Source organism: Legionella stuttgartensis, from assembly GCF_977063405.2.
Genome location: NZ_CDRUHA020000071.1, coordinates 443,530 through 467,586 on the forward strand (window position 1 = coordinate 443,530; position 24,057 = coordinate 467,586).

Below are 24,057 nucleotides of genomic sequence, written 5' to 3' on the forward strand. Positions count from 1 at the left end.
TCACGATAGACCGTACTCCAGTTTATAAAGATAATACATAGTTACTGGCTTTGGGGTGCTTGTTGTTTTTCATAAGATATTTAATATTTATAAAACCCAATAATCATTCTTTTGTACATACTATTTTGTGCGTAATGGAAAATTGTATGTTTTAAAACGAGATAAATTTTTTGGTTAAGTTACTTTCTTTCCCACCAATAACATTGAAGTTGAAAAAAAACCAGTTAGAATAACAACTTGCTTCTGGAAAACCTTAATGCAAAACATTTTGAGTATTTTCAGTAGCTAAAATCGACTTACGATTAAATTTCGATTTAATCTGCACATATGTTTATTTAAAAGGATTTTAAAAAATGGCAGGAACAACTTATTCTACTGTATTAGATCGCCTTCAAGCCCGAGCACCCCAGTCCTCCTCTGCCCATAGAAATGCTCAACGAGGAAACGCCGGATTAGCAGTGACCCAACTAACCGTACAAGCAGGTATGCAAATAGTTAACACGACAAGCCCGATTCCTTTAATTCCTATATCTTTTGCCCAGGTCCTCAACTCTGGTTATGCTCTGTGTCGCTCAGATACCCACCTTAATGAAAAAGTTATCCAAGGACTTCAGGCTATTTTTTCAGCCATTATGCTGGGGTTCGCGATAGCCTTGGTTTTTAATGATGAACAAATAGTTGGGCAACTCTTGTATTTATTTCAACTTCTCTACAGCGCACTACTTCTCGTTTCATGGGGCGGTAGTGAAGTTTCGAAAGAATCTACTCCAACAACTTCTACGACGAATGGAGTTGCTCCTCGTATGCTTAAAGGCATCATTAAAAATTCTGTTGAGAATGATGAAGAAAAAGGTGAGAAGAGCGAGCAAGAAGACGAAGAAGGAAGCGATGAAGAGATGCAGTTAGGTACAATGAAAAGCATAGGTGCCTAATACAAAAAGAAATGCACTTGGGGGAAAGCAAATATAATCCCACTTAAAAGCCCCCAAGAACATGTTGAGTCTATTTTAAAGTCAATGCCACTGTAAGGTGATAATAAATCTCCAAGCTTCATGCCATTAAGCGCTCAAATACCTCGTAGTTATTGGAGCTTTACTTGGTATTGGGTATAGGAATTTGGATTTCTTAATCCAAATCCAACAAGTGTTCATTAGTAGTAAAAAAATCGATGAATTTCCTAATTTTTGGCTGCAAATATCGGCTTTGTTGATAATATACATATACGGGTAATTGCTGGTCTTGAAATTCAGACAGCACTTCAATAAGGTGCCCATCTCTTAATGCATCTGCAATAATATAATCGTGTAATTTGACAATGCCCATTCCCAGTATGGCGCACTCCCGCATCGCACGACTATCATTTAGCCACAATATGGGATGTACAACGATTTCTTTGTTATCTTTAAACACAAGCACGTTATCTGGTGTGCGCATACTATGAGTAATGTAATGGTGTTTACTCAAGTCATGAGGAACCCGCGGTGTACCATATTTTTTTAAATACTCAGGAGATGCACAAAGCACATATCGTGTCATTGCAACACGTTTTCTCACTAGATGACCAGCGCCCTCTAATGAAACACCAAACAGAATGTCAATTTCCTCCATATCCATATCTGGGAAGCGCTCCGCTAATTCAAACATAACCTGCAAATTAGGATTCTTCGCCATAAAACTCGATAAGCCAGGTATTAAATGTTTGAGAGCAAAATAGCGGCTACTTACCACTTTTAACGTCCCTACGGCTTCGTTTTGACTCCCAGCAATGGCAATTTCTGCTTCTCGCAAGCCATCAATTGTTTTTTTACAATGTTGATAATAGGTAATGCCAATTTCAGTAAGCGATACTTTGCGAGTGGTTCGCTTTAACAATTCGACGTTTAGATCTGACTCAAGTCGAGTAACTAAGCGACTTATTGCCGCAGTGGAAACTCCCTGTTTTCTGGCTGCCGCCGCAAAACCATTTTCGTCTACTACATCAATAAAAGCAGCGATACGCTCCAATTTACTCATAATTATTGCATAAATGTTAACAGTTATTAACATATTATAATATTGTTAACTTTTAAGTCAATTTATATACTATTATCTGATTTATTTAGGATATTCTATGAAAACAACGATACAACTCCCTTTTACTACCTTAGTTTTGATGATTTCATTTGCGTCGGTAAATGCAGTGTTATTTTCCCCTGCTTTACCTAATATTGCTGAGTTTTTCTCTATCTCAGACATAACTGCTCAGCAAACCATTAGCTGGTTTCTCATTGGATATGCATTGGGACAACTGGTTTATGGTCCCATTGCTAATCGATTTGGTAGGAAGCCTGCTTTATACATAGGAATTAGTTTACAAATCACGAGTAGCCTTTTATGTGTTTTAGCAGGAACCATGCATTATTATCCATTATTAGTGCTGGGGCGATTTTTACTTGCCCTAGGAGCTGGTGTTGGCTTGAAAATGACATTTACCTTAGTGAATGAGTGTTATGCTCCTAAAGAGGCGAGTCAAAAAATATCTTATTTATTGCTAGCATTTGCTATTACCCCAGGACTAGGTGTTGCATTAGGCGGCATTCTTAATTCACATTTTGGCTGGATGAGTTGTTTTTTTGCCAGTGCTTTTTATGGATTGATACTTTTGTTGCTTGTCGGTCGATTACCTGAAACACAGAAAAATTTGAACTACGATTCGCTCAAACCATCTTATCTTTTGTCTGCTTATGGCAAGCAATTCAAAAATTCTCAATTGATTGCAGGCGGTTTACTGATGGGCGCATGCACTTCTTTTATCTATGCATTTGCTGCTATTGCACCGTTCATTGCTATCAATGCATTTGGAATGAGCAGTACTGAGTACGGTATAGCAAACATTTTACCATCCATTGGTTTAATACTTGGTTCACTCATTGGAGCCAAATTGACAAATAAACATACTCTTCAATCGATTATGTTTATGGGTTTATGTATCACGCTAGTTGGAGTCCTAGCTATGTTTCTTTGCCTATGTGCTAAAATGCCCATAATGTTCTCACTATTCATACCAACCATTACTATTTACCTTGGATTATGCTTTATTCTTGCCAATGCATCCTCCATTGCCATGAGTGGGTCAGATGATAAAGCGCATGCTTCCGCAGTGATGAATTTTATTAATATGGGTACAGCCACAGTGATCGTACTCTGTATGGGTATTTTTACTCTTAACACTTTTTTATTACCTGCCATTTATATCCTATTGAGTGTTTTTATGATGGGAATGTATAAATGGCTTATGCTAAGCAAATCTGATGCTGAGGGCCTCACATCTTAACTTATATACAGTCCTGGAAATTACGTATAATTTGTCGAGAATTTGGTGAGCCTAACCTAACGGATAGGTTAAGCAATGATCGAATTATCTTAGGATTGCCCTCAATAATTGGTTGGCCACTGGAATTAATGCCTAATTCTTATTCAGTTTGAACGCATTATTACCTTAAATAGTATATACTTAACGTACGAAGTTAGGAAAACCACTGACTGGACTGTCGATTCCACACCCGGTGTTTAAAGGAGAAAATATTATGCGCAAAATCACTCATAGCACCGCCTTATCTACGTTTTTAATTGTGGTGCTTAGCGTTGTACCCACTATGGTATATGCACATCATGCTGAATTTATGCGCGATGCTCCCTTTTTGCAAGGGTTAAGTATGCCAATTCATGGTGTCGACCATATGCTGTTCACCTTTGCAGTTGGGCTCATTGCAGCACAAATAGGTGGGCGGGCCTTATGGAGCATTCCATTGGTATTTAGTATGGCTATGTTACTGGGTGGCATTTTAAACCTCTCCGGTGTATCAATTCCTTTATTGGAATATGCCATTCTTGCTTCCATTGTTGTTTGCGGCGCCTTGCTTTCGTTGAATACAGGTATTTCATTGTTAGCCATTGTGGGTATTATTGCAGTCTTTACTTTCTTTAATGGTAATGGACTAATGGTAAATTATAGTTCTCTAATGAGCATGCCCGCTTTCATCCTCGGATGCCTAATTTCCTCATTATTCTTATTAGGTGTTGGAGTTGGGGCAGGACTGCTGATCTCGCGATTCCAAGCATCCATGTTCCGGTATGTAGGCGTAGGAGTGCTGGCCGCTGCGATTGTGATTGCTATTTTTCCCAATCTTAATGGCTTAGTAATTCATCTTCTAGAGGTCTAATAAAACTTAAATATTTAAAAAATTTCAAAAAAACTTAAATAATTAGGGGCGTTTACGCCCCTTTTGTAGTTTAATTACATTTTAACTTTAAGTCATAGATAAATGAGAGAATTATATAAGATAAGCAGATTCAGCTTATTCCTAACTGTTGTTTTTGCATACCCCAATATCGCTTTCTGTGAGGTCATCTCGCCAGAAACCGAAAATGAACCCCCAAGTATAGGAAATTTTGCTCTTCCTCCTTCCCAACAACCTGGCCCATTCCTCTCATTTGGTCAAAGTTTAATTGAAAGGATCAATTCCAATTTTATGTTGCACCCACTTATTTGCAAATTAGAAACGAACATTTTTTAAACGCACCAGTCTCTTTTGTTTATGGTTTATCGGATAAAGCCTCCCTTTTATTATCGCTCCCAATCGCTGCAAATTACGTAAGCGGTAACGAGCACTCCTCCGGCATAGGAGATATTTACATTCAAGGAGAATATGCTCCTTATGAAAATAGCAATTCAAAATATGCCGACCAATTGACTGTTGTAGGTGCACTGTCCGCGCCAACAGGTTCCTTTCAGAAAAACCCACCTACAGGTTTTGGCTCACCTAGTTATTTTTTGGGAAGTACCTTTAACCGCATGTCTGTAAATTGGTTATGGTATGCTTCTTCTGGGTTGACGTGGATAGAAAAAAATGGAAATGTTAAATTAGGTACCCAATATCTATATCAATCCGGCTTGGGTCGAAACATTAAAAGCGTAACGGGGAAATACATATTTATGGGTTTAGTTGAAGTCCATGGAACCTATGCAGAAAAAGATAGAATCTCAGGAGAGGCTGATCCAGACACAGGAGGAAATGTAGTATACCTTACCCCTTCTTTATGGTTTTCTACCAAAAAACTCTTCTTTCAGTTAGGATGGTCAACCCCAATTTCTCAAGTATTGAATGGGGATCAAAGCAAAATTAACTATAATATCACTGGTGTTATCGGCATGACTTTTAATAACTAGTTATGAAATGATGAATACCCCATGGGGGGACCGCTGCGTTTGGTTTGTCGCTATTCTAAATCCACACAGAACCTGAAAAAATATTGCAAGGCACTTAATTCAATAAGCGCTTTACCTGCTTATAAGCCTTTTAATATTGCAAGCCGCTCGTGATTCGCGCCAATTCTTTCAGCAACTTCCATGCCAGATAACACGGCCTCTTCATGTGAATCACCGTTGCCAGTCCAGGTACCAGCAAAAAACAACCCTTTTTTACCCTGAGCTTTTTTCACAGCTTTTTGTGCATCTACATAAGCTTGATTAACACGCAGGTGCATAAACCCATCTTCAGAGTAACAAGGCTCAGGCTTTTCATCGTGGGTAACCCATGTTTTATAGATTTTCACATCGTTATGTTTAAACATCGTCATGCGGGCGCTTTGCCTATCCTCTGCAATACGAATATTAATTGTTTTTCTGTCATCAGGATTTATTGGTAGAAAACTTTCATCACCATGTAGAGCAATCGTAGCAGGTACGTAGTCAACTTTGTTAATAATATCAACTAACTTCTCGCGCCCTGCCATTCCTTTAAGCATGCGAGCCGTAGACTTTGCATTGGTTGCCAAAACTACTTTATCGAACGATTCTGAACTCCCATCTTCTTTAATAACTCGATAACGGCCATTTTCTTTCAACTCTATAGACTTAACACCAATACCCGTCTCTATTTTTGTGCCATCCTCTTCGATTTCGTGAGCAATTTTATCAATATAACTTTTCAACCCCTCAGTAGCCTCCAGCCATTGAGTATTTTCACCAATAACCATATAACGCAGAGCATAATAAGCTTTCATGTTGCTTGCTGCTGTTGCATTAACACCAAAAAATGCACCTAGCGTTGCATATAAATACTGTTTAAATCCTGCTGTAAGCCATAATGAATCCAGAAATTCACTAAGGGAAAGCGTCGAATCCTTATTGGCAACTAAAGGGCCTGCTTTATATAGTACATATTTTAAACCCAGCATTTTTACTAAATTTCTTGGTCGAAAGGAATTCCATTCCACAGTACCGTCATGTACAGGAGGCACGACTAGCCGTTGATTATTATTTTGGTTATAAAAAATGGTTACTAAAGTAAAACCAGCCAGAGCCACGCCTAAATATTCCAATAATCGGAGAAAATGAGGGTATGCGGTGGTATTGAAAAATTCAGCCCCCGCTTCGGCAATATGAATCTTACCCTCTAAATGAACTTTTCTCGTTAGAGCATGACCACCTAACTGTCTCTTATCTATTAATGTCACCTCGTGTGCATTTCCTATTGACCATGCAGTGGCTAAGCCTGAGGCACCGGCTCCAACAACAGCCACTTTCTCGGAATGAACAGCCCCGGTGATAACAAACAAAAAACCACCAATTATTAATTTCTTGAACATTATGCATTCCCTGGCTGTCTTAGATAATATTTTATACTAAATATAAATATAATTTATTTCAATGAATATAAAAGTATTAATTAACTTAAGCGCAGGGAATATTGGTATCTAAAAGCATGCGAATCAATTTCACAGATGGCATGGGGATATAAAAGCTGTCGGCAAATTGACGGATTTTCGCATCAGTGTATTGATGTTTGCTTGCTTAATTTGGCTTGAATACCATCCAATACAAGTTCATTAGTGGCAAGACGGTTGCAATGATACCAAATATCATCCAAAACTTTTCAAGTTTCCAATACTCTTCGGAAACCTTTTGATTCGTTTTAAATTTCTTGGCAATTATATGCAATTTAATTTGCAAAGGAATTAGAATTGATAACCAAATAATACCGGATGCGATAAATAAACTTATCCCCCATGCGATCCATTTTAAGTGCAAGTAATTAGCATATTGTTTTGCCATCAGAATTCCAGTAATAGCTATTATTAAAACTCCAACAGTTGTAAAAAAAATATCAGTATATGTTACTAATTTTTGAGAGAAGGCAATAACTCTCCAATCTTTTGAAAGGTCCGCGAAGGTTTTCCAAAATGCTGTAACAATTATATTTCCTAAAAACAAGACGGCTCCAAAAATATGAAGCATTTTTAACATCAAGTAATATTGCATTATTCTTACCTCATGATTCTTTAATCGCGATAGGCTGGTCTAACTCAAGTAGTTTTAAACTTTTCCTGCACCAAGATAGTTCTGCCTCCGCCATGTCTATTCCATGGCTTAATGTAAGAAGCCAATATTTTAGGTGCGGGGAATTTTTGTGTTCGTCGATCAATTCATTATATAAATTTTTATAGCGCTCAAGGGTTAATTCAATTTCCTTTTGACGATGTATAACGTGATGAATGTTATCTATTTTATCAACGTTATGGCCATAAAATAATTTTAATAATAATTCATTCCTAATGATGGTAGCTTTAGGACTTTTTTTAAGCCATTCTCTTAAAAATCTTTTACCATCCTCGGTAATCGAATATATTTTTTTATTGTGGCCTATTTTATTGGCTGGTTGTGCTGTGCAGAAAGCAAACCCCTCCTCAACACATTTTGCAAGAGTTGGATATATTTGTCCTTCGCTTTCTGACCAAAAATATTCCGTGCTGGTTTGAATTAATTTAGTGATTTCATAACCAGATAAATCCCTTATTGCTAGCATACCTAGCAAGGTATATTTTGTTCGGCTACGATCTTTCATATATTATTACTTTTAGAGAGTATCTATTAGAGGCATGTTAACAAAAAAGTTATGTATGTCAAACCTTAAACTTTAACTGTTGTTCAAAAAAACATCATTTTAATCGGATTTGTATTTCTTAATGTATGCACTCAGTGACAAGCATTTACCATACCCAAGAAATCACAATATAATCTGGTGCTATTTTATGCGCATTATGTATCGTATCCTTATATTAATGCCCAAATTTTCATGTTATTCAAACAATTCAGTTCAATGCCAGAATCTTTTACCAAGAGCCGCTAACACCTTAGATTCTGTTACTCCTCTGGGATTACCAATTTTTTCTACGTGTCTAGCCTACTTCCTGGTTGAACATCCATAATGGCTCTTCGCGCAGGATCCTCAGACAATGAGTTACGAATGCTTCTAAAGTCAGTTGAGCTCGATTTACTAAACACTTCAAGAACAGCTTGGGCGTGGGAGTTGAGACCATTACTCTTGGTTGCGCTGATATTTTCCTTAATATCACAAATAGATTTACATATACTTGTTTCAGACTCAGGATCTATTTCCCCTACCAATTTTTTTATATCTTCAATAATCTTAGGAACCAAACCATCTTGGTTATTCATTAAAGGATCATTCAGTAAATTATAAACTGCTAAGATATTCGCACTGCGTTCATCTATGGGAATCTTGAGAATATTTACTTTCATTTGAAAGGTGCTGGTAGAAGCAGTGGCGTTGGATAGATCGCGTTGCGCCTCAAATAGCTTAATAATTTTTGGGTCATCCAGATCATTGGCTAAAGAAAGAGCGCTTTGGTATGCAATTTCTAAATTAGGATTGGCACCATGTCTTAACAGGCTTTCTATTGCTCGATAATTTTGCGCAGCAACTGCCTGTGTAAGTGGTGAGTATGGTGAAGAAGGCGTAGGATTATCGATTTTACTCTGGTCAAACACGACTTTTTTGTAAAAATTATCAACCTCTTCAGGTGACAAATATTTATCAATGTCTTCCATGTGCTGAGTGAATTTTGCTGGATCTAAAGGGCCTTCCTCGGACAATCTCAAAATCTCCCTCGTTGCTAATATACCGTTGATGTCTGTAAACGTTAGATATTTACCGGGTATAGCCTCTTTTTTATCAAAAGCATGGAAAGAAATAAAAAAGCGTTCAGGAGAACCTTTATTGACCCGATCATATAAACATTCACGAATTTCTAAAGCGCCTTCTTTAATTTCTGTGGGGTCTTTTAAATCAAAGGATTTTGTTAAAGGCGTATTTCCAAATTCTCCTGGGAAATTTGAATCGAAAAGTTCTAATATCCCATCGCGGTAAAAGCCAGCTATAACATGGGTTCTCGATTTAAAGTTAAATCCTTTGCCGTCATTTTCTGCAATGGCTAATTTCTAACATAGGTAAAGTTACCTCCTCCCCTCTTATTTCCCTTTCAAATTGATATTTCTTGCTATCCCACACTTTTTGCCAGTCGGTAGAGGGGGTCATAAAATCCTGTGCTGCCTCCAAATTAGATTTTGCAGTTTCAAACCGTGCTAGCTCAGCAGCCAGTTGGGCTTTTGCATCTACACTTTCAGCCTGTGCAAGTTGTTGTCTTAAAGCCTCCCCCTCTTTATAAAATTGTTCTCTTTCCTTTTGAAATTGCTCCTCTTCATGTTTAAGATGTCGAGGATTCATATGATAGGAACGAACAAGTTGTAGGGCATAGTCAAACTTTTTAACAAGTGCTTCAGTCAGGGTTGCTTCGGATTTATCCCAAGTCACAATATCGTTCATTAGTTCATAATATTTTTGATTTTCGCCGTTAAGCTTACAGTGTAACCAGATTGAACTAAAGCCATTACAGTGACCTTCTCGAAGAATATTGATTATCTGATTAACTTCTTCCTCATTATATTCATTTTTTTTTGTTGATAGCGTAAAAATTGTCTGAATTGCTCGAGAATAAATGATTGCTTCCAGGAAGCGCTCAACATTTCTCTGGCTTTATTTTTAAATGCAGTCTGCTCCTTAGGTAAATCAGCTATACAATCATATGGAGTTTTACCTAATTTGTTTCTTATTGATAAGCTTTCCTCAAAACCTGCTTCATAAGTACTTAATGTTCTCATAATCATAAAGTCGGCTTGCATTAAGGCATGATGTAAAATCGTACTCCCGTTCTCATCGGTCATGATTGGTAAATCTTTAAGACCTTTATCTCTGGCATGCCTTAATAAATCAGAAAGTTGATCCAAGTTTTTTGTCTTTATTGCGATTATTAGTGCAGAGAAAGTATCTCTTTCATTTAATTCTTCATATTTAAACTCCATGGGTTTATCCTTTTGTAAAAACTGATATATTAATTATAATGTATTTTTTTTATTCAATTATGGAGTGAAACTCTATAACATCAGGGTTTTCTTAGAGGCATATCTAATTATTTATTGATAAGCAATTTTATCAATGTTTTTATGTCAGGCAAATCGGAGATATTTTCGATCATATTTATAATTTTCTGAACTCGACCTCGGGGAAGATTTTTTTCAGTTATAAATAAAAATTTCTCTTGGACCTCGGCTGAGCTAAGAGGATTTTTAGGTATTCCTTTTGCCAGTAATAGTTCTTGCTCAATTAAACGACCATCGTTAAGCTCCATGATAAATGGGTATAATTGAGAGCGTATTGTGTTCTGATTGGAATCAACTAATATGCAGGATATCTTTTTTACAATGTTCAAAATATGTGGATTAGCTAAATCAACGGATAAATAATCCCAGAAGCCATTGCCACCTTCAACACCTTTTCCGCCATGCCAAAGTCTCATTGCCAGACTAAATGGGAGGCTAAATTGTGCACCCAAAACATCTTTAGGTTCTCTTATTGAACAAATGTGATGAAAAACATCAGGATTATCTATGTACAACGTAATGGATTTGATTTGCTCAGGGATAATTTCAATAGTAGAACGCACCCGATCTAATGTTTCCAAAAAACCATGGATGTAAAAACAGCAGCTATGTATTTTCAACCCATTTTCAAGTAATCGATAAGTAGAACCCAGTTCTTTGGTGATTTGTTCTCGATGATATTGATCTCCTGCGAACACATTACAAAAACCCCGAGTACCTTCGATAATCGCTTGAGGTCCAGTAATTCCTGCTTGAGCAAACATTGCGGCACGCACTCCGCCTTGAGCAGAAATTGCGCAATGCACTCGTTTAACAGAACCTCCAGACTGAGTATATTCAAGTAACCCTGAAGCATAACTGCCGGCTATGCCCAACGCATCAATAGTTTTTTGTTTATCAAACCCCAGTAAAACCGCTCCTGCAGCTGCTCCTCCGAAAGGCCCAACACCAGCAGGCGGGTGATGACCACGATTGATGAGATGGGGAGAGCACGCCGAAGCAATTCTAATTTGCACTTCATAAGCAGCGATAAGTGCTAACAGCAATTGTTTACCTGAACAATTGCAATACTCTCCCAGGGCAAGTGCTGAGGGGATAGCAATGCTTCCAAGATGTGTGGGACTGGCTAGATGTGTATCATCGCTTTCATTGGCATGTCCAAAGGAGCTGTTTAAAAATGCAGCCTCGTCAGGCGAATGTTTATCGCCGTAATAAATTACGGTGGAATGATGTCCGGAGCGCGTACTTTTAATCGTTTGATAGTAGCTTAAACTCCAAGGGAGTTTGGCACCTCCGATCATACATCCCACATTATCAAGAAGAAATAATTGAATCGATTCAATAACTGCGGTTGGCATAGATTCAAATGCAATCTGGGATACCCATTCAGCTAATAATTTAGTCTCATTCATATTATTTTTTCACAATTAGAAAAAACAAACATTTACCAATACGTACGTGACAACCAGATTGGCATAAGAACTATTTATTTTCAGAGCCCACCCAAAAAAGCCGTGAGCTTTTAATTGCATCAAACTAATAAATAAAAGGATAGCATAGAATGCACTCAATATCTGGGTCGTGAGAGCCAGTGTAGAAGCATCCTCCTATTTTAATCCATTTAAGGATTCATTTATGGTGTTGTAGTCAAATTCAAATCCATTCTCGAGTAACCTTTTCGGCGAGACTCGTTCAGAGTCAGTTAATACTACAGATGATTCGCCGATTAATAATTTTAAAACTGAACTTGGGACAGGTACTCCAAACATCGATTTACCCCATCGCAACGACTGTAATATTTCAGAATTAGTACAGGATTGCGGAGCAGTTATGTTTATGGGGCCCTCAATAATTTTGTCGGTTTTAGCAATAAATTCAATCGCTTTTGCGACGTCTTTAACATGCACATAAGGAACAAATTGATTACCAGTACCAAATCTCCCAGCTCCAAAAAATCCAGCGTATCGATAATAAGGCAAAAGACCACCATTGTTCGATAACACATGTCCCAGTCTTAAATTGACCACGTGACAATTTGCTTTATTTGCTCTATGTTCAATTTCCTTACAGACTTCCACTCTGAATTTTGTTCCAGGATCACTGCCTATAACTGACCCACTTTCTTCTGTCAAAATGGAATCGTCAGCATTTCCATAAAATCCGACAGCAGACGCTTGCAGATACTTTAATGGTTTTTCGCGAGCTTTATCAATGTTGTGAATTATTGTATCAATCACCCGAAAGCGTGATTCTGCTATAGTAGTTTTAACTGAAGAAGTCCATCTTTGAGCACCTGGATTTTCGCCACTTAAGTTTAATATGATTGTGTTTTTATCAATAAGATCTGACCAATCTTCATCAATTTGTCTGACTTTGACGCCTTCAATATTTATTTTTGTCTCTGAAGAGCGACTTAAACAATATACCTCATATCCTTTTTTGACGAACTCCAAGCATGCTTCTTTTCCGATCATACCCGATCCGCCTGCGATAATTACTCTTTTATTCGTCACAACATCCATTTTGTTCACATGAAAATGTCCATAATAATGCATCAAGGTGCCAATCATAGGAAAAGAAACTGTTCCATCAAATTTCCATCCTTGTTCTGTTGGTTTCTCGACCCACTCTGATTTGGGTAATAAAAATGTGGGTAATGGTATTTTGAATGAATCAAAAAATGTTATACCTTGAGATTCATATTTTAACGACTTATCGGCTTGTAGTTGTATTTTGTAAATAAATCGAAGCGCCTTGTCTAGTTTACCTCCCATACCTTCACTTAAATGCATTTGTTGATTAAAGCCTTTGTAGAGTGAATGTGTGGTTGAATAGGTCTTTTGTTGCGGAGTCTTATAGCCAAACACTCTGTTCCAGCGTTGTACATCTTTAGTTAAATTGATTACCTCAGCGTAAAACGGCTGCTGATTCATATCACTGGGAAAACCTGCAAAATATCCAATTATTTTTGCTAAAGAGCTTGGCTTTTCTACGGTAACCTCACCTATCCCATTACCTCCAATACTCGCCGTTTTAAACTCTTTTACCTGACTATCAAGTAAATGGGCCTTAGGAAAAGCTCTCCCAAAGATAGAGGATGATTCATTCTCAGTTATTGCTAATGTAGGCGCATGCCAGTAGGGTGACTTTGTTGATCCACCCAAGCTGTAAGATACTAAATATTCGAATACATTTCGTTGCAATGATGGAACAAGGTGAGTGGCAGTACGCATGGCGCCGTTTCTTAACATTTTTAGCAATGGATTTTGAGCTTGTCCTACGGAAGCCACCCAATCCGCAATATTCTGGACTGTTTTAGCTCGTGGTTTTCGTTCGGTTTCGTATTCAGATATACCCTCTAAATAATCAATTCGATCCATTTTAGATGCAAGGCACGCTGCATCCTCGATACACAAACCGGCTCCCTGAGCAATATTCGGTGCGGTAGCATGAGCTGAGTCCCCCATAAGCACTATTCGATTGTCTTTTGATGTCCAGGGGAATTGTTCCACCCCTTCAATTTTAGCTATATCTGTTCTGATTATTTTATTGGTCGAATTGATTAGTTCCACATAATCTACTGCAATATCACCAGAGTCGATGCGAATTGGTTTCCAATCTCTAACTAAGTCTTGCAAAAATTTCTTAGTATCCTGGTCCACTAACTGAACGCCTGTAATTGGCGATAAATACTTGTGATCCTGTTGTGTTTTAACTGCGATAAACCAAAAGGCATTTGGAGGTTTTAGCGGGACATAACCAAACCGAACCTCTTGGTTACCATATTTTTTGGATTGATAAGTTCCCCATGTTTCAAAGGATGAGGACCACCATTTATGTTGGGTATCGATAGGAAGCTGAACATTTGCACGAAAATAAGTATAACCAAGATCAGTTTCATGGACTGGTGGTCGTTTTAATTCGGACATCAGACAATTTCTGATCTTTGAATGAATGCCATCACAAGCAATGAGTAAATCCCCTCGATATGATTTATTCCCATCAAGAGTCACCACAATTTCATCTTTGTCTCTTTTATATCCATCGATTTTTTGTGATGTAATAATTTCAACATCATCTCTATTTTTTAAACCATCTAAAAGCATATTAATTAAATCATCGCGGTTTAAACATTGCACAGGAAATCGGTTTCCAAAATCGTCATTCGCTCTAGCTAATATCCTTCCATCCGAATCTCGATAACTCGGAAAAGGCATGAGATAACCAAATTCTTGAATAAAGTTTTGATAGTTAGGTATATTACTCAATACCAACTGACTGGGCGGCCATAGACCAATACCTCCACCGATACTTTCTTGATTGTTATTTAAATTGGGGCGTGAATCGAAGATTGTGACGTGAAACTTTACATCTTTACCAATACGAACTAATAAATTAGCCAAAGTTAAGCCCGAAATACCGCCACCTGAGATTAAGACATGAACTACTTTACCCATTCCTCACCCCCAAATACTATACGCGTTCTTATTATAAAAAATAACTTTGAATTGAACATAAGTTACCCAAAACTCAATGAGTTTTGCATAACCTCTCAGATTCTTGAGCAAATACATCGAGACAAAATGACGTTGAACACATGTGAGTTATGTGGCTGAATAATGACAATCAAATTTGAATCGTTCGTTTTGAGCAAAAAACTTTGGTTCCTAACCTTGTAATGCCCTTTACTCCTCAAAAAAAGCGACCTCTCCAGAGGATACATCATACAAACCACCAATTATTTTAATAGTTCGTTGCTCTGTCAGTTCTTTTATAATGGTACTTTTATTTAAAATATTTTGGATGCTGTTTTTGATATTAATTTTTGCCACCTCATTAACATAGGGAAGGTTACTCCCATTTCGATTTTCTTTATATGATTGCTCCAGATTGATTGCAGGTTTTATTTTTTCTAAAAGCTGAGTTAAAAAACCTAACTGAGCATCATCACACGCCCCTTTTATTGCACCACAGTTGGTATGGCCAAGCACCACAATTAATTTAGATCCCGCAGCCTTACACGCAAACTCTAAACTACCAAGAATATCGTCGTTCACAATATTACCGGCAATTCGGATACTAAAAATATCTCCAAGACCTTGGTCAAATATTAACTCTGCGGGTGTTCGTGAATCAATACAGCTTAAAATGGTGGCAAAAGGATACTGCCCGTCAGCTGTTTCATTCACTTGTTGGAGTAAATTTCGATTAAACCGTAAGTTTTGGACAAACCGTTCATTTCCTTTTCGTAGCAAATCAATTGCTTGATCTGGTGTAATATTATGCTGATCTTTCTTACTGATAGTTTTCATAAATGCTCCAATATTTAATAGACTTCCTTGCTTTTTTAATTTCCATTAATACCGAATCTATAACTTTTCCTTAAAGTATTATTTTAGTAAAAAAAATTGTGCCCATAACAATACTTAAGCAAAAATAATTATAAATAAGGTAAGTTATCCATATTGAGTGCAGGAATCGATTGTATCGCTTGCTCGCACAAGGCTTGATAAAAGCTCACTAATCTTGAGTAAAATAAACACTACTCCTTACTATCAAGGTGGCTTAAACCATCAACCTGCAATTGCCTCCTGATTACCACATTATCTCTCAGAAGCATACTATATTTTAATTAATCAGTATTTCCAATAATTGATCTTTTTTTGAGAGTGTCATGAAAAAAAATTTTGAAAAGTTAAAGCTTAAACTTAAAGAACTAATGAAAGAAAAAGAACCCATTGATTTACCTATTTATAATGAGCCTGGACGTGAGATTAATAGAGGGGATGTCAAAAGGGATGCGAGCGGTAATGCTCTAGCGAGTACTACAAAAAACTCTTCGGCAAATATACCCCAAGATAAATTGTTTGTATCTGAAAGTGGTTATGCATATCATATTGATGATATTATTCATAGCCTTGGAAGTCGTACCGAACCTAAACTGTTTGAAGATTTTTTAAATCCAGACAACAAAAAAGGGGTTGTGCTCTTTTCTCCCACCGACATACAAAAACTATTAGAATTTCCATCTGTAAAAGAAGCGATCTATAAATTTTCTAGTTCAAAAATCGAAGGAAAATTTGATCCAGAAGACATATTTACTCAATTAGCAGAAACAGCAAGTCTAATTAAAGAAACAACGGTTCAAGCAATGCTTAATATTTATGAAGCAGGTAAACCAATTCATAGGATCATTAAAATAGGAAATCCCGAGGTATATACTAAATTAATGGCACCATCTATGATCGCTTTAATGGAAATTATAGATAAAATGGATAAACGTGAAAAAATGGCTTTAAAATGGTTTATGGATACTATGCCTTATGAATATGGTAAGGTGCGTGCGGTATCATCCAGGGATGCAAATGTTTCTCTATTAGAAATGGATTTAGCGGACCAAATGCAAAAAGAAAAGTGTGGTTCAGGTTTTGAAACGGCGATGCAAACGTTATCAGCTATTATTCATTCTTTTAAACAAGCACAAAAGGCAATCGAGACAAGTCAGTTAGAAACCAAAGAAGAACGAAATTATTCTCCTTAAGTTTAGAGTAACCCTACTGAGCTACCATCGTGCTCCTGAGACTAATGATGAGTCAGGGTCTGAACCATAAAAGCTAGTTTGACACCTCTACACCTGCTTCATTTACTCAAAGCGATGATACTCGCCTAAATCATCATCATATTCCTCTTCCACCACTTTCCTGGAAATAGCACCATGACCATGGGCAATAACATGGTTTCGAAATCCTTCATCTGCAATAAGTGCACATTTACCTAAGGATGAATTGACGTCACTACTCCAGCATCCTACATTTAAAACACCTTGTTCCTGTTCAGATGGCCTCAACGCAGCTTGCAAGGCCTCATAACTATGAGCCCCCTTAATTTTATCGATTATCCCCTGCACTATGCTTACTTTTCGCGCAGTAACAACAGAGTTTCTAAGGTATTTTGTTCTGTCTGAAGGTACGAAATCTCCTTTATCGTTAATTGTACCTCGAGAATTAATATAATCTTGTAACTCTTTAAGGCAACTTTCCTTGGAATGTTTCAAATTAGGATGTAGCTGTTTATCAAGAATTTTTCTTCCTTGAGATACTAGAACTTCATCTTCGTCATCTTCAAAAGCCCCAGTTCCAGCTCTGCGGATAAAAGCTGAAAGATCATGCGAACTTACATCTTCCCTTTGTAACATCGCTCTTGTCTCTTCCACTCCATGTCCTCTCCTTCTATCGGGGACAGGCAGGCGCTCAGGACTAGGAGACACTTCAGGAAGATGACGGCCCGTTACAACATGCTCAGAAGGCCTGGGTACTCTTGCCCCCTCTAAGACAGGTGGTACAGAAGTAGACACTCGAACACTCGAAAGCGAAACAGCATGATCCGATGGACCTGGTACATGAGGCGTATCAACCCGAGCATGGGCATCTAATAGTCTGGCCATGCTGTGATCTCGTGCATCATAAGCTAACGCTAATTTTTTAAGCAGATCTGGATGGTGTCTGAGAAAACTGACATCATGCATATCGGGTCGTGTAGATTTAATAAATAACAAAGCCTTAATCGTATTTACCGTATTTGGATGAGAAGCTTCGCTTTTTTTAAAATAATCACTATCATATATATGATGTAATTCTTCCCAAGCCTTCATACTTACTACGCTTCTTCTCCTTCCATGAGATGCAATCAATTCATCTTCTCTTCGTTCTAAATTTATTGCCAAACCGATATCGACACAAACTACCTCACCCGAGCTAGTTGTTAAAAAATTTTCTTTTGATGGTGCATCAATAACAACCCGTCCAGTACTATTAAAAATATTGATTAAAGCACCACTAATTTCACTATCAGTTGATTGACGCCCCTTTATTAATGGGCATTTCCATCCCAATTGCCCTTCACCAGGCATGTAAAATAAGGATGCAGTTGCACGAGTAGGATTAATAAGATTCCACAAACGCACGGAGCGTTCTGGGCTATCGGCCTTATCGACCCCCTCCTTCGAGGATGAACTGGAGTCTTTCCTTGAAATCTTCGCAACCTCTGTACCATTAGTATAAGTTCTATTAAAGGTTCCCCCACCTAGTCTTTGCCATGACATGATTACTCCATTATAAATCCATATATGTCTAATTTTAGCTCATGTTAATGCAAGAGTGGGGGCCATTGTTTTTTAAAAGGTTACACACGAACTCTAATCTGGTGAGCAACTAGAATCCTAGTTGCAAGCAACCAAAATTCTAGTTAATGAGCATGATTTGATAATTACCTCATTGATTTCTCACAACAACTTCTCTGGTTTCATTAGACTTAAACACCTTTAGCAGATTATTTGCCGATGCATCATCGTGATTAGATCGTACATATTTTCCATCGACCTGATGAAAACTCGATACATAAATTTTGCCATTCTGCATCAATCTAGCCAATTCTTGTGCACGAAATTTTCGTCTGTCGTCAAGTTCAAAAATTACGAAACGGCGTAATTTGTGAGAATATTCAGCTGAACGCATCCGCGCCATCATCGAAGTAATAATAACCTGAGCAAACAAGACCATGTTGCCATTCACTACTGAAGCTGAATCAGGAGTACCATCAACAGAGAGCTCACCTGCTGCAGTTGAATCATCTAGAGATGCCGCAAGTAAACTGAGTTGAGCTCCTAGCCCTGAACCCAGGCTGTCCCGAAGAATATTCGGAGCATTATCAAGTTCCACACCGCCGTTCCAAACTTTCTGAACCAGGGTTAACCACAAAAGAATACCCAAGGCGGTTAAGCTCCCTACTCCGGTGAAGAGCAATGCCGACGCTCCGACAGTTATTACCCATCTCAGCGCTCCATAAAAGATCTCATCACTGTCATCAACATCTACATCAATTCCGGAGGTATCCATCGTCATGCCTGTTGTACCACGGATCAGCACTGGAATAGCCACACCATCGAAGTCAATATCCACATCAGGAGCCACATCGATAACAGGTGTATCAATTGCACGAATCACATGCCCCGTTATTTGAATTCCATTATCAGCCATGGCCATGGACAAGGATGTTATCTTAGCACCATCGACTTCCTGCCCTATTTTAGCAGCGGCGCCTCTATCCAAAACCATATCCAGGAAATTTCTGTTATATGCTATAGCAAGTCCGGTCCGCGGTGCGACAAAACTTTCAGTTATTGTTAATGTTGCAGGTGTTGCTGGTGGACTGGCGGATACTACGAAGGCATCGACACTGTCAGATCCAGCCGGTGTTAAGGTAATTTCAACATTCCATTCAGAAGCATCAGGCTTTGTACCGGGATCGATAAATCGAGTGTTATTAAGACCTTCCACCAGGCTATCAGCAATTGGCAGCCGTGTATTCGCCAGTATATCCTGCACTTCGGCGCTATTCATGAAGTTGTCAATATCACTTGCAATTTCAGCGGGTGAAGGCGTTCCGTCAACTCCATCATAACGAAAGCCGATCTCCGCAACCGGATCAGCATCAACCAAGATGACGGTTAACTTTGCTGCTGCCTCAAGAGGGACAGTCAATGGAGGTGCATTAGGATCGGATGCTGGTCGTACCTCAATCGTTCCCAAAATACGTAATATACTTCGGGGTGAGTCAGGCCCCTGGGTTATCATTACAAACTCAAAAGGATCGAAAAGAACAGTAATATGAGATGGTTGTCCTCCAATGTCCCGGTCAAATTCCAAATGGTCGGGTAATCGACCAATCCGAGTTAATTCACGCAGAAAATCAGTGATTACATTAAAAGAAATTCCAACTGCGGCATCTGCGTTTCCTAAATCAATATTCATGATAATCTCCCTATTTCATGCTATTAGGACGCCCCTTTCCATTTCATTATTTGCCATTGTTTAATTTCTTGAATATTCAATTCTGAAATTACAGCAACAGTTTCCTATTTAGTGAACAGATATTAAGAATAAGTTTGTGCAAATTTTACACAATACCTTTTCAAAGTATAGCCAATTTTTTTATAAAGAGTTCGGATGGAAAAAATGAAATGGGCCTTGTTATAACCAGAAATCTACTAAAATGAGTGGAACATCAATTGTAAGCTTAGAAAAATTGCAAATTCAATAGAATACACATAACTCCAATTAATAATTCCATAATCATTTTGTGCTATTTTTATATCAATAGGGCAAGTTATTATAACTTGTAAGGAGTTAACGTTGTATCAAAAAAATGAACAAAATGTTGAGACTTGGGCTAATATTTGGCATGACCTCACGAAGTTGATTTGTGCCATTGAACGATTTACTCCCAATTCAGCTTTGAAAAATGACGCTACACTCGAAGATTTTCTTCAAGAAGAAAAGAACAACGCCCAGATAGCAAAACAATGTATCAATTCGATTTATCCTTTAATAAAAGAATTAAGAACTTTTTTAAGTGATGAGGAGATATTTAAGGAGTTCACTCGCCGTATTCAACTAAGAAATTTTCACAATTTACGTCTCAATAATAGAGAACATTTTGCTGTGGCTAAGGATGAGCAATATGTCCAAGAGAATAATAAAATAATAGCTATTGCAAAATATATCCTGAACAATATACCTGATAAACCAGGCCCAGGATTAAACAATAAAAATTTCAAAGAAGTGGAGCAGATAAGTGGTAGCCAATTCTTGCATATTAAATATGGCGAGCCCAATGCTCAAGAATTTACTCAACTGTCGAAGGAGCAATTCAACTCCACCAAAGGAATAGAAAAGATAAAAGCGATAAAGAACAATCCCCAATATTGGCTCGGAGACAAATTAGCTTTAAACCCCTTTTTAGTTTTCTATCATTCTTTATCGGACCAACACGCCTCCGCTCTGCTTAATTTTGTGACAAAAAATCCCGGCCTGATGTCACTCATCGATTTAAAAATACAATCGAGCGAAGATTTATTTAAAAAAATAGCTTTCATTGAACAAAATAAAAGAAGCCTGTTATGGTTATTTAAAAAAGGGGATATTGATCAAATTGACATCGATCAACTCATGAGAATACCGCAGAGCGAAAAGATACTAAATTTTATCTATGATAATAGAAACAAATTATCATCGAAAGAGATTGGCTTCATTTTACAGCATCATCAGGGGATAATTACAGACTTTGGTAATCAAAGCACTAAAGACTTCAACAACACCATTAAAAACCTTATAGAAGCAAGAAAAATAGCCCCTAGAATTAATTATTATTTAAACGATCAACTGATTAGCCCGAGTGGAGTTATCCAACTTTTTTCTCGTGGTCCTTCAGTATTCAAAGCCAACGTGGAAGCTTTCGAGAGAAACAAAGACCTGCTAGATGACGCAATTAAAACAAAAAAACTAATCCTCAGAGAAGGTAATATTTTGTTAAATTCTAGTTCATACTATATTGATGCACTTGGTCAATTTTTATCAAAAACAAACATTAAATCTCCTCTAAGAAGTACCGTAGAATCAAGCAATAAATACATCTCAGAATTGCTGTTAAGGGCAACACCACAATGGAAAACTGATTTCATGGAAGCACTTACCAATAAAAAGCTAGAACTTAAACAAGAAGATAATCGATTTTTACAATTTTTCACAGTACTCAGGGCTAATAATAAAAGTAATAAAATTAAAGCAATTGATGCCTTACTGAAAGAATTAAAGAGTGATTCTCAACAAATGAGTGAAGAAGTTCTTGAGCATGCCTCTGTTTTATTAGACGGCCGGACAGGTGGAATCCTTAAGCACTATGCTGAATTTACTCCTCTGTACAAAACGTTGAAAGAGAAGACGGAAGTAAAAGAAGATGGAGTCGAGATACCAGATACATGGAGATTTAATTAATCTCAAAATTTTGTCTACCGTTCTAAAGAATGTTTTCAATAAAATTTATTTACCAACTTAAACCTATTTTAATTTGTTCTAAGGTTATATTAGCTGCCCTTCTAAATGTGGTATATGTATGTAAATTCGAGTCTTTGATGCGAGATTGATTCGTAAAGTTTTGCAGACTATTCCATACCCATTCGATTCGGGCATTAAGTCTTGAGTTCAACGGCATTTCCACTCCCAGTCCCAATTGTACCCCCTGACAATTCTTATTTGAGGAAAATTCTCCAGAAAAACCACCTAAAACTCCAGTTTGGCTGATGCCTCCACTTAGTTGGATGTTGCTGATCACATATCCCACACGCCCATATAATTGGGCATATTCATTAAGATTGAATCCGGGTCGTGCGACAATACCGTATTGCCAACGTTGACGAAAGGTTCCATGAAGGTTTCGAGTGTAGAGTGTATTTGAGTCGATGAACTTGATATTTCCCTCATTAGAACTGAGATCGTAAAACCCTTCTACAGCGAGAGAAATATTTTTTATTACCCGTTTACCATATCCTAAAAAAATCTCCCCACCGTAACCAGCGCCATGCCAATCGAAACGATCAAAATCGAGAAAAAGTGAGGAATTACTTGATTCAGCTCTTCGAAAATTATAAGAAGAAGTATCCTTAATTGCCGATAGTCCCAGATATAATCCCGGAATATTCATTAAGCCATGCCTTTCAATACTCCAACTTAAACTGGGAAAAGTACAGACCAAAACCAAGATGACAATAATCCTTTGTACCATTCATGCATCCTTGAAAAATCGAGTAACTATGTGTTGCGAAGAATATAAAATTACAAAGAAACTTGCAATGTTTGACAAGGAGGAAACATAGCAACTGATTTTGATCTCAAATCCCCACATTTATTAATTATATTTAAAGCATTACATACCTTCTTAATATTCACTTAAGGTTTTCTAAATACAATGTGCCGAATTTTGATTCATATAAACTTTATCCAAAGGGGGTGTCTGTGTCATTTAGAATAGATCTAGCATCTAAAGAAGGGGTTGCTATTTATTTAGTCGTAATTAACAATATGATTAATGTCAATTTTGAAACAGCTGATCCATCTAAGAAAGAGTTGGCTCAGGAAATTCGAGGCAGATTTACTCACTTACTGTCTGCACATGCTTCACTGGAACATGAACAAGAAATAGTACGTGGAGAAGATGCTGAGCATGTCAAACGACACCATGGAATCAAAGAAGAAACAAAAATAATGCATATGCATTATAGTTTTGACCAAGATGTAACACCAGAATTACTAGAACATTTTTTCGATCAATTACTGATTGCTCAGAAGTCCCCTGCGCATACTCGTGATCAATTTGTTACTCAAGACCAGGTGAATGAAATTTTAAAAAATTTCGGTATATTTTATTCTGAATTTAAAGGTTCCAAACTTGAAAAAGAATTTTTAAAAGAACGTGAATTAACCAGAGAGGAAAAAGATAGTCTGATTCAACATGCAAAACAAGATACAACCGGTAGTTTATCACGAAAAGACGTGGGAGAATTGGAAGAGTGTGGGTTTAGCGAATCTGAAATTCCTAAACCAAGGAAGCCAGAGGAAAATATCCAAAATAGCATGTTCCTTTCTGTCGATTTAATGGATCTAATGATAGGACAACTTCTTCAGACGATTGTCCAAAATAGAGTATCAGGATTTAGACAGGGATTTTTCCAAAGCCAAGAAAGACATACCCAAAGTAACGTTATGCCACTACGTAATACAACTGTTTTTTTAGGATCTAGACCTGGATTATGGGTAAGTGGTACTAATCCTAGCAAACAAGAAGAGAGTGAACAAGATACAATGGAATTCCCTTTTCAATAAAGCAAACAAGTAGCTTGCTGGGCTTAACTGCCCAGCATACTTTGCTTCAATCCATTTTTT

20 protein-coding genes are annotated in these 24,057 nt (G+C 37.5%); 7 read left to right on the top strand and 13 right to left on the bottom strand.

Features of this window, described 5'->3' with window-relative positions; translation table 11 throughout:
- Window positions 1-353 precede the first annotated feature (353 nt).
- Window positions 354-932: a hypothetical protein gene (locus ACWTEW_RS26570; RefSeq protein ID WP_454781089.1), complete on the top strand. Its 579-nt coding sequence runs from the start codon at window positions 354-356 to the stop codon at window positions 930-932.
- Between the two features lie 193 nt (window positions 933-1,125).
- Here ACWTEW_RS26570 and ACWTEW_RS26575 read toward each other — a convergent pair whose 3' ends face one another.
- Window positions 1,126-2,013, bottom strand: coding sequence for a LysR family transcriptional regulator (locus ACWTEW_RS26575; RefSeq protein ID WP_454781090.1), 888 nt, complete (start codon window positions 2,011-2,013; stop codon window positions 1,126-1,128).
- Window positions 2,014-2,110: 97 nt separating this feature from the next.
- Here ACWTEW_RS26575 and ACWTEW_RS26580 point away from each other — a divergent pair, with 97 nt between their 5' ends.
- The 3 genes from ACWTEW_RS26580 to ACWTEW_RS26590 all read left to right on the top strand — a co-directional run bounded on the left by ACWTEW_RS26580 (window position 2,111) and on the right by ACWTEW_RS26590 (window position 5,209).
- Window positions 2,111-3,313 carry an MFS transporter gene (locus ACWTEW_RS26580; protein ID WP_454781091.1) on the top strand — a complete coding sequence of 401 codons (1,203 nt, stop codon included), beginning with the start codon at window positions 2,111-2,113 and terminating at the stop codon, window positions 3,311-3,313.
- Window positions 3,314-3,566: 253 nt separating this feature from the next.
- A complete protein-coding gene (locus ACWTEW_RS26585) occupies window positions 3,567-4,202 on the top strand; it encodes a HupE/UreJ family protein (protein ID WP_454781092.1) in 636 nt (211 codons plus the stop codon).
- A gap of 326 nt (window positions 4,203-4,528) precedes the next feature.
- Window positions 4,529-5,209 carry a hypothetical protein gene (locus ACWTEW_RS26590; protein WP_454781093.1) on the top strand — a complete coding sequence of 227 codons (681 nt, stop codon included), beginning with the start codon at window positions 4,529-4,531 and terminating at the stop codon, window positions 5,207-5,209.
- A gap of 119 nt (window positions 5,210-5,328) precedes the next feature.
- On the opposite strand, the gene ACWTEW_RS26595 is transcribed toward ACWTEW_RS26590, so the two are convergent.
- From ACWTEW_RS26595 to ACWTEW_RS26635, 9 genes are all read right to left on the bottom strand, one after another.
- Window positions 5,329-6,630 (bottom strand): FAD-dependent oxidoreductase, encoded by a 1,302-nt coding sequence (locus ACWTEW_RS26595; RefSeq protein ID WP_454781094.1) that lies wholly within the window; start codon window positions 6,628-6,630, stop codon window positions 5,329-5,331.
- Window positions 6,631-6,835: 205 nt separating this feature from the next.
- Window positions 6,836-7,303, bottom strand: coding sequence for a DUF2269 family protein (locus ACWTEW_RS26600; RefSeq protein WP_454781095.1), 468 nt, complete (start codon window positions 7,301-7,303; stop codon window positions 6,836-6,838).
- Between the two features lie 10 nt (window positions 7,304-7,313).
- A complete protein-coding gene (locus ACWTEW_RS26605; protein WP_454781096.1) occupies window positions 7,314-7,886 on the bottom strand; it encodes a PadR family transcriptional regulator in 573 nt (190 codons plus the stop codon).
- 326 nt (window positions 7,887-8,212) lie between these two features.
- Entirely contained in the window at window positions 8,213-8,944 is a 732-nt protein-coding gene (locus ACWTEW_RS26610) for a hypothetical protein (protein WP_483099564.1), read from the bottom strand.
- A gap of 316 nt (window positions 8,945-9,260) precedes the next feature.
- Entirely contained in the window at window positions 9,261-9,668 is a 408-nt protein-coding gene (locus ACWTEW_RS26615) for a hypothetical protein (protein ID WP_454781098.1), read from the bottom strand.
- A gap of 92 nt (window positions 9,669-9,760) precedes the next feature.
- Complete coding sequence (locus ACWTEW_RS26620; protein WP_454781099.1) at window positions 9,761-10,204, bottom strand: hypothetical protein; 444 nt, start codon at window positions 10,202-10,204, stop codon at window positions 9,761-9,763.
- 107 nt (window positions 10,205-10,311) lie between these two features.
- Window positions 10,312-11,694, bottom strand: coding sequence for an MmgE/PrpD family protein (locus ACWTEW_RS26625; protein WP_454781100.1), 1,383 nt, complete (start codon window positions 11,692-11,694; stop codon window positions 10,312-10,314).
- 195 nt (window positions 11,695-11,889) lie between these two features.
- Window positions 11,890-14,739 (bottom strand): TIGR01777 family oxidoreductase, encoded by a 2,850-nt coding sequence (locus ACWTEW_RS26630; RefSeq protein WP_454781101.1) that lies wholly within the window; start codon window positions 14,737-14,739, stop codon window positions 11,890-11,892.
- Window positions 14,740-14,967: 228 nt separating this feature from the next.
- Window positions 14,968-15,594: a carbonic anhydrase family protein gene (locus ACWTEW_RS26635; RefSeq protein ID WP_454781102.1), complete on the bottom strand. Its 627-nt coding sequence runs from the start codon at window positions 15,592-15,594 to the stop codon at window positions 14,968-14,970.
- 362 nt (window positions 15,595-15,956) lie between these two features.
- Between ACWTEW_RS26635 and ACWTEW_RS26640 the strand changes: the two genes are divergently transcribed.
- The gene (locus tag ACWTEW_RS26640; RefSeq protein WP_454781103.1) at window positions 15,957-16,823 is read left to right on the top strand and encodes a hypothetical protein; all 867 of its coding nucleotides are present in this window, start codon (window positions 15,957-15,959) and stop codon (window positions 16,821-16,823) included.
- A 102-nt stretch (window positions 16,824-16,925) separates the two neighbouring features.
- Here the strand turns inward: ACWTEW_RS26640 and ACWTEW_RS26645 are convergent, their stop codons facing one another.
- Both ACWTEW_RS26645 and ACWTEW_RS26650 read right to left on the bottom strand, forming a co-directional pair.
- Entirely contained in the window at window positions 16,926-18,383 is a 1,458-nt protein-coding gene (locus ACWTEW_RS26645) for a hypothetical protein (protein ID WP_454781104.1), read from the bottom strand.
- Between the two features lie 169 nt (window positions 18,384-18,552).
- A complete protein-coding gene (locus ACWTEW_RS26650; protein WP_454781105.1) occupies window positions 18,553-20,091 on the bottom strand; it encodes a hypothetical protein in 1,539 nt (512 codons plus the stop codon).
- Between the two features lie 381 nt (window positions 20,092-20,472).
- Between ACWTEW_RS26650 and ACWTEW_RS26655 the strand changes: the two genes are divergently transcribed.
- On the top strand, window positions 20,473-22,113 hold the full coding sequence (locus ACWTEW_RS26655; protein ID WP_454781106.1) for a hypothetical protein: 1,641 nt from the start codon (window positions 20,473-20,475) through the stop codon (window positions 22,111-22,113).
- A 49-nt stretch (window positions 22,114-22,162) separates the two neighbouring features.
- Here the strand turns inward: ACWTEW_RS26655 and ACWTEW_RS26660 are convergent, their stop codons facing one another.
- Window positions 22,163-22,900: an outer membrane protein gene (locus tag ACWTEW_RS26660; protein WP_454781107.1), complete on the bottom strand. Its 738-nt coding sequence runs from the start codon at window positions 22,898-22,900 to the stop codon at window positions 22,163-22,165.
- A gap of 230 nt (window positions 22,901-23,130) precedes the next feature.
- Here ACWTEW_RS26660 and ACWTEW_RS26665 point away from each other — a divergent pair, with 230 nt between their 5' ends.
- Window positions 23,131-23,997 carry a hypothetical protein gene (locus tag ACWTEW_RS26665; RefSeq protein WP_454781108.1) on the top strand — a complete coding sequence of 289 codons (867 nt, stop codon included), beginning with the start codon at window positions 23,131-23,133 and terminating at the stop codon, window positions 23,995-23,997.
- The last annotated feature ends 60 nt before the right edge of the window (window positions 23,998-24,057 follow it).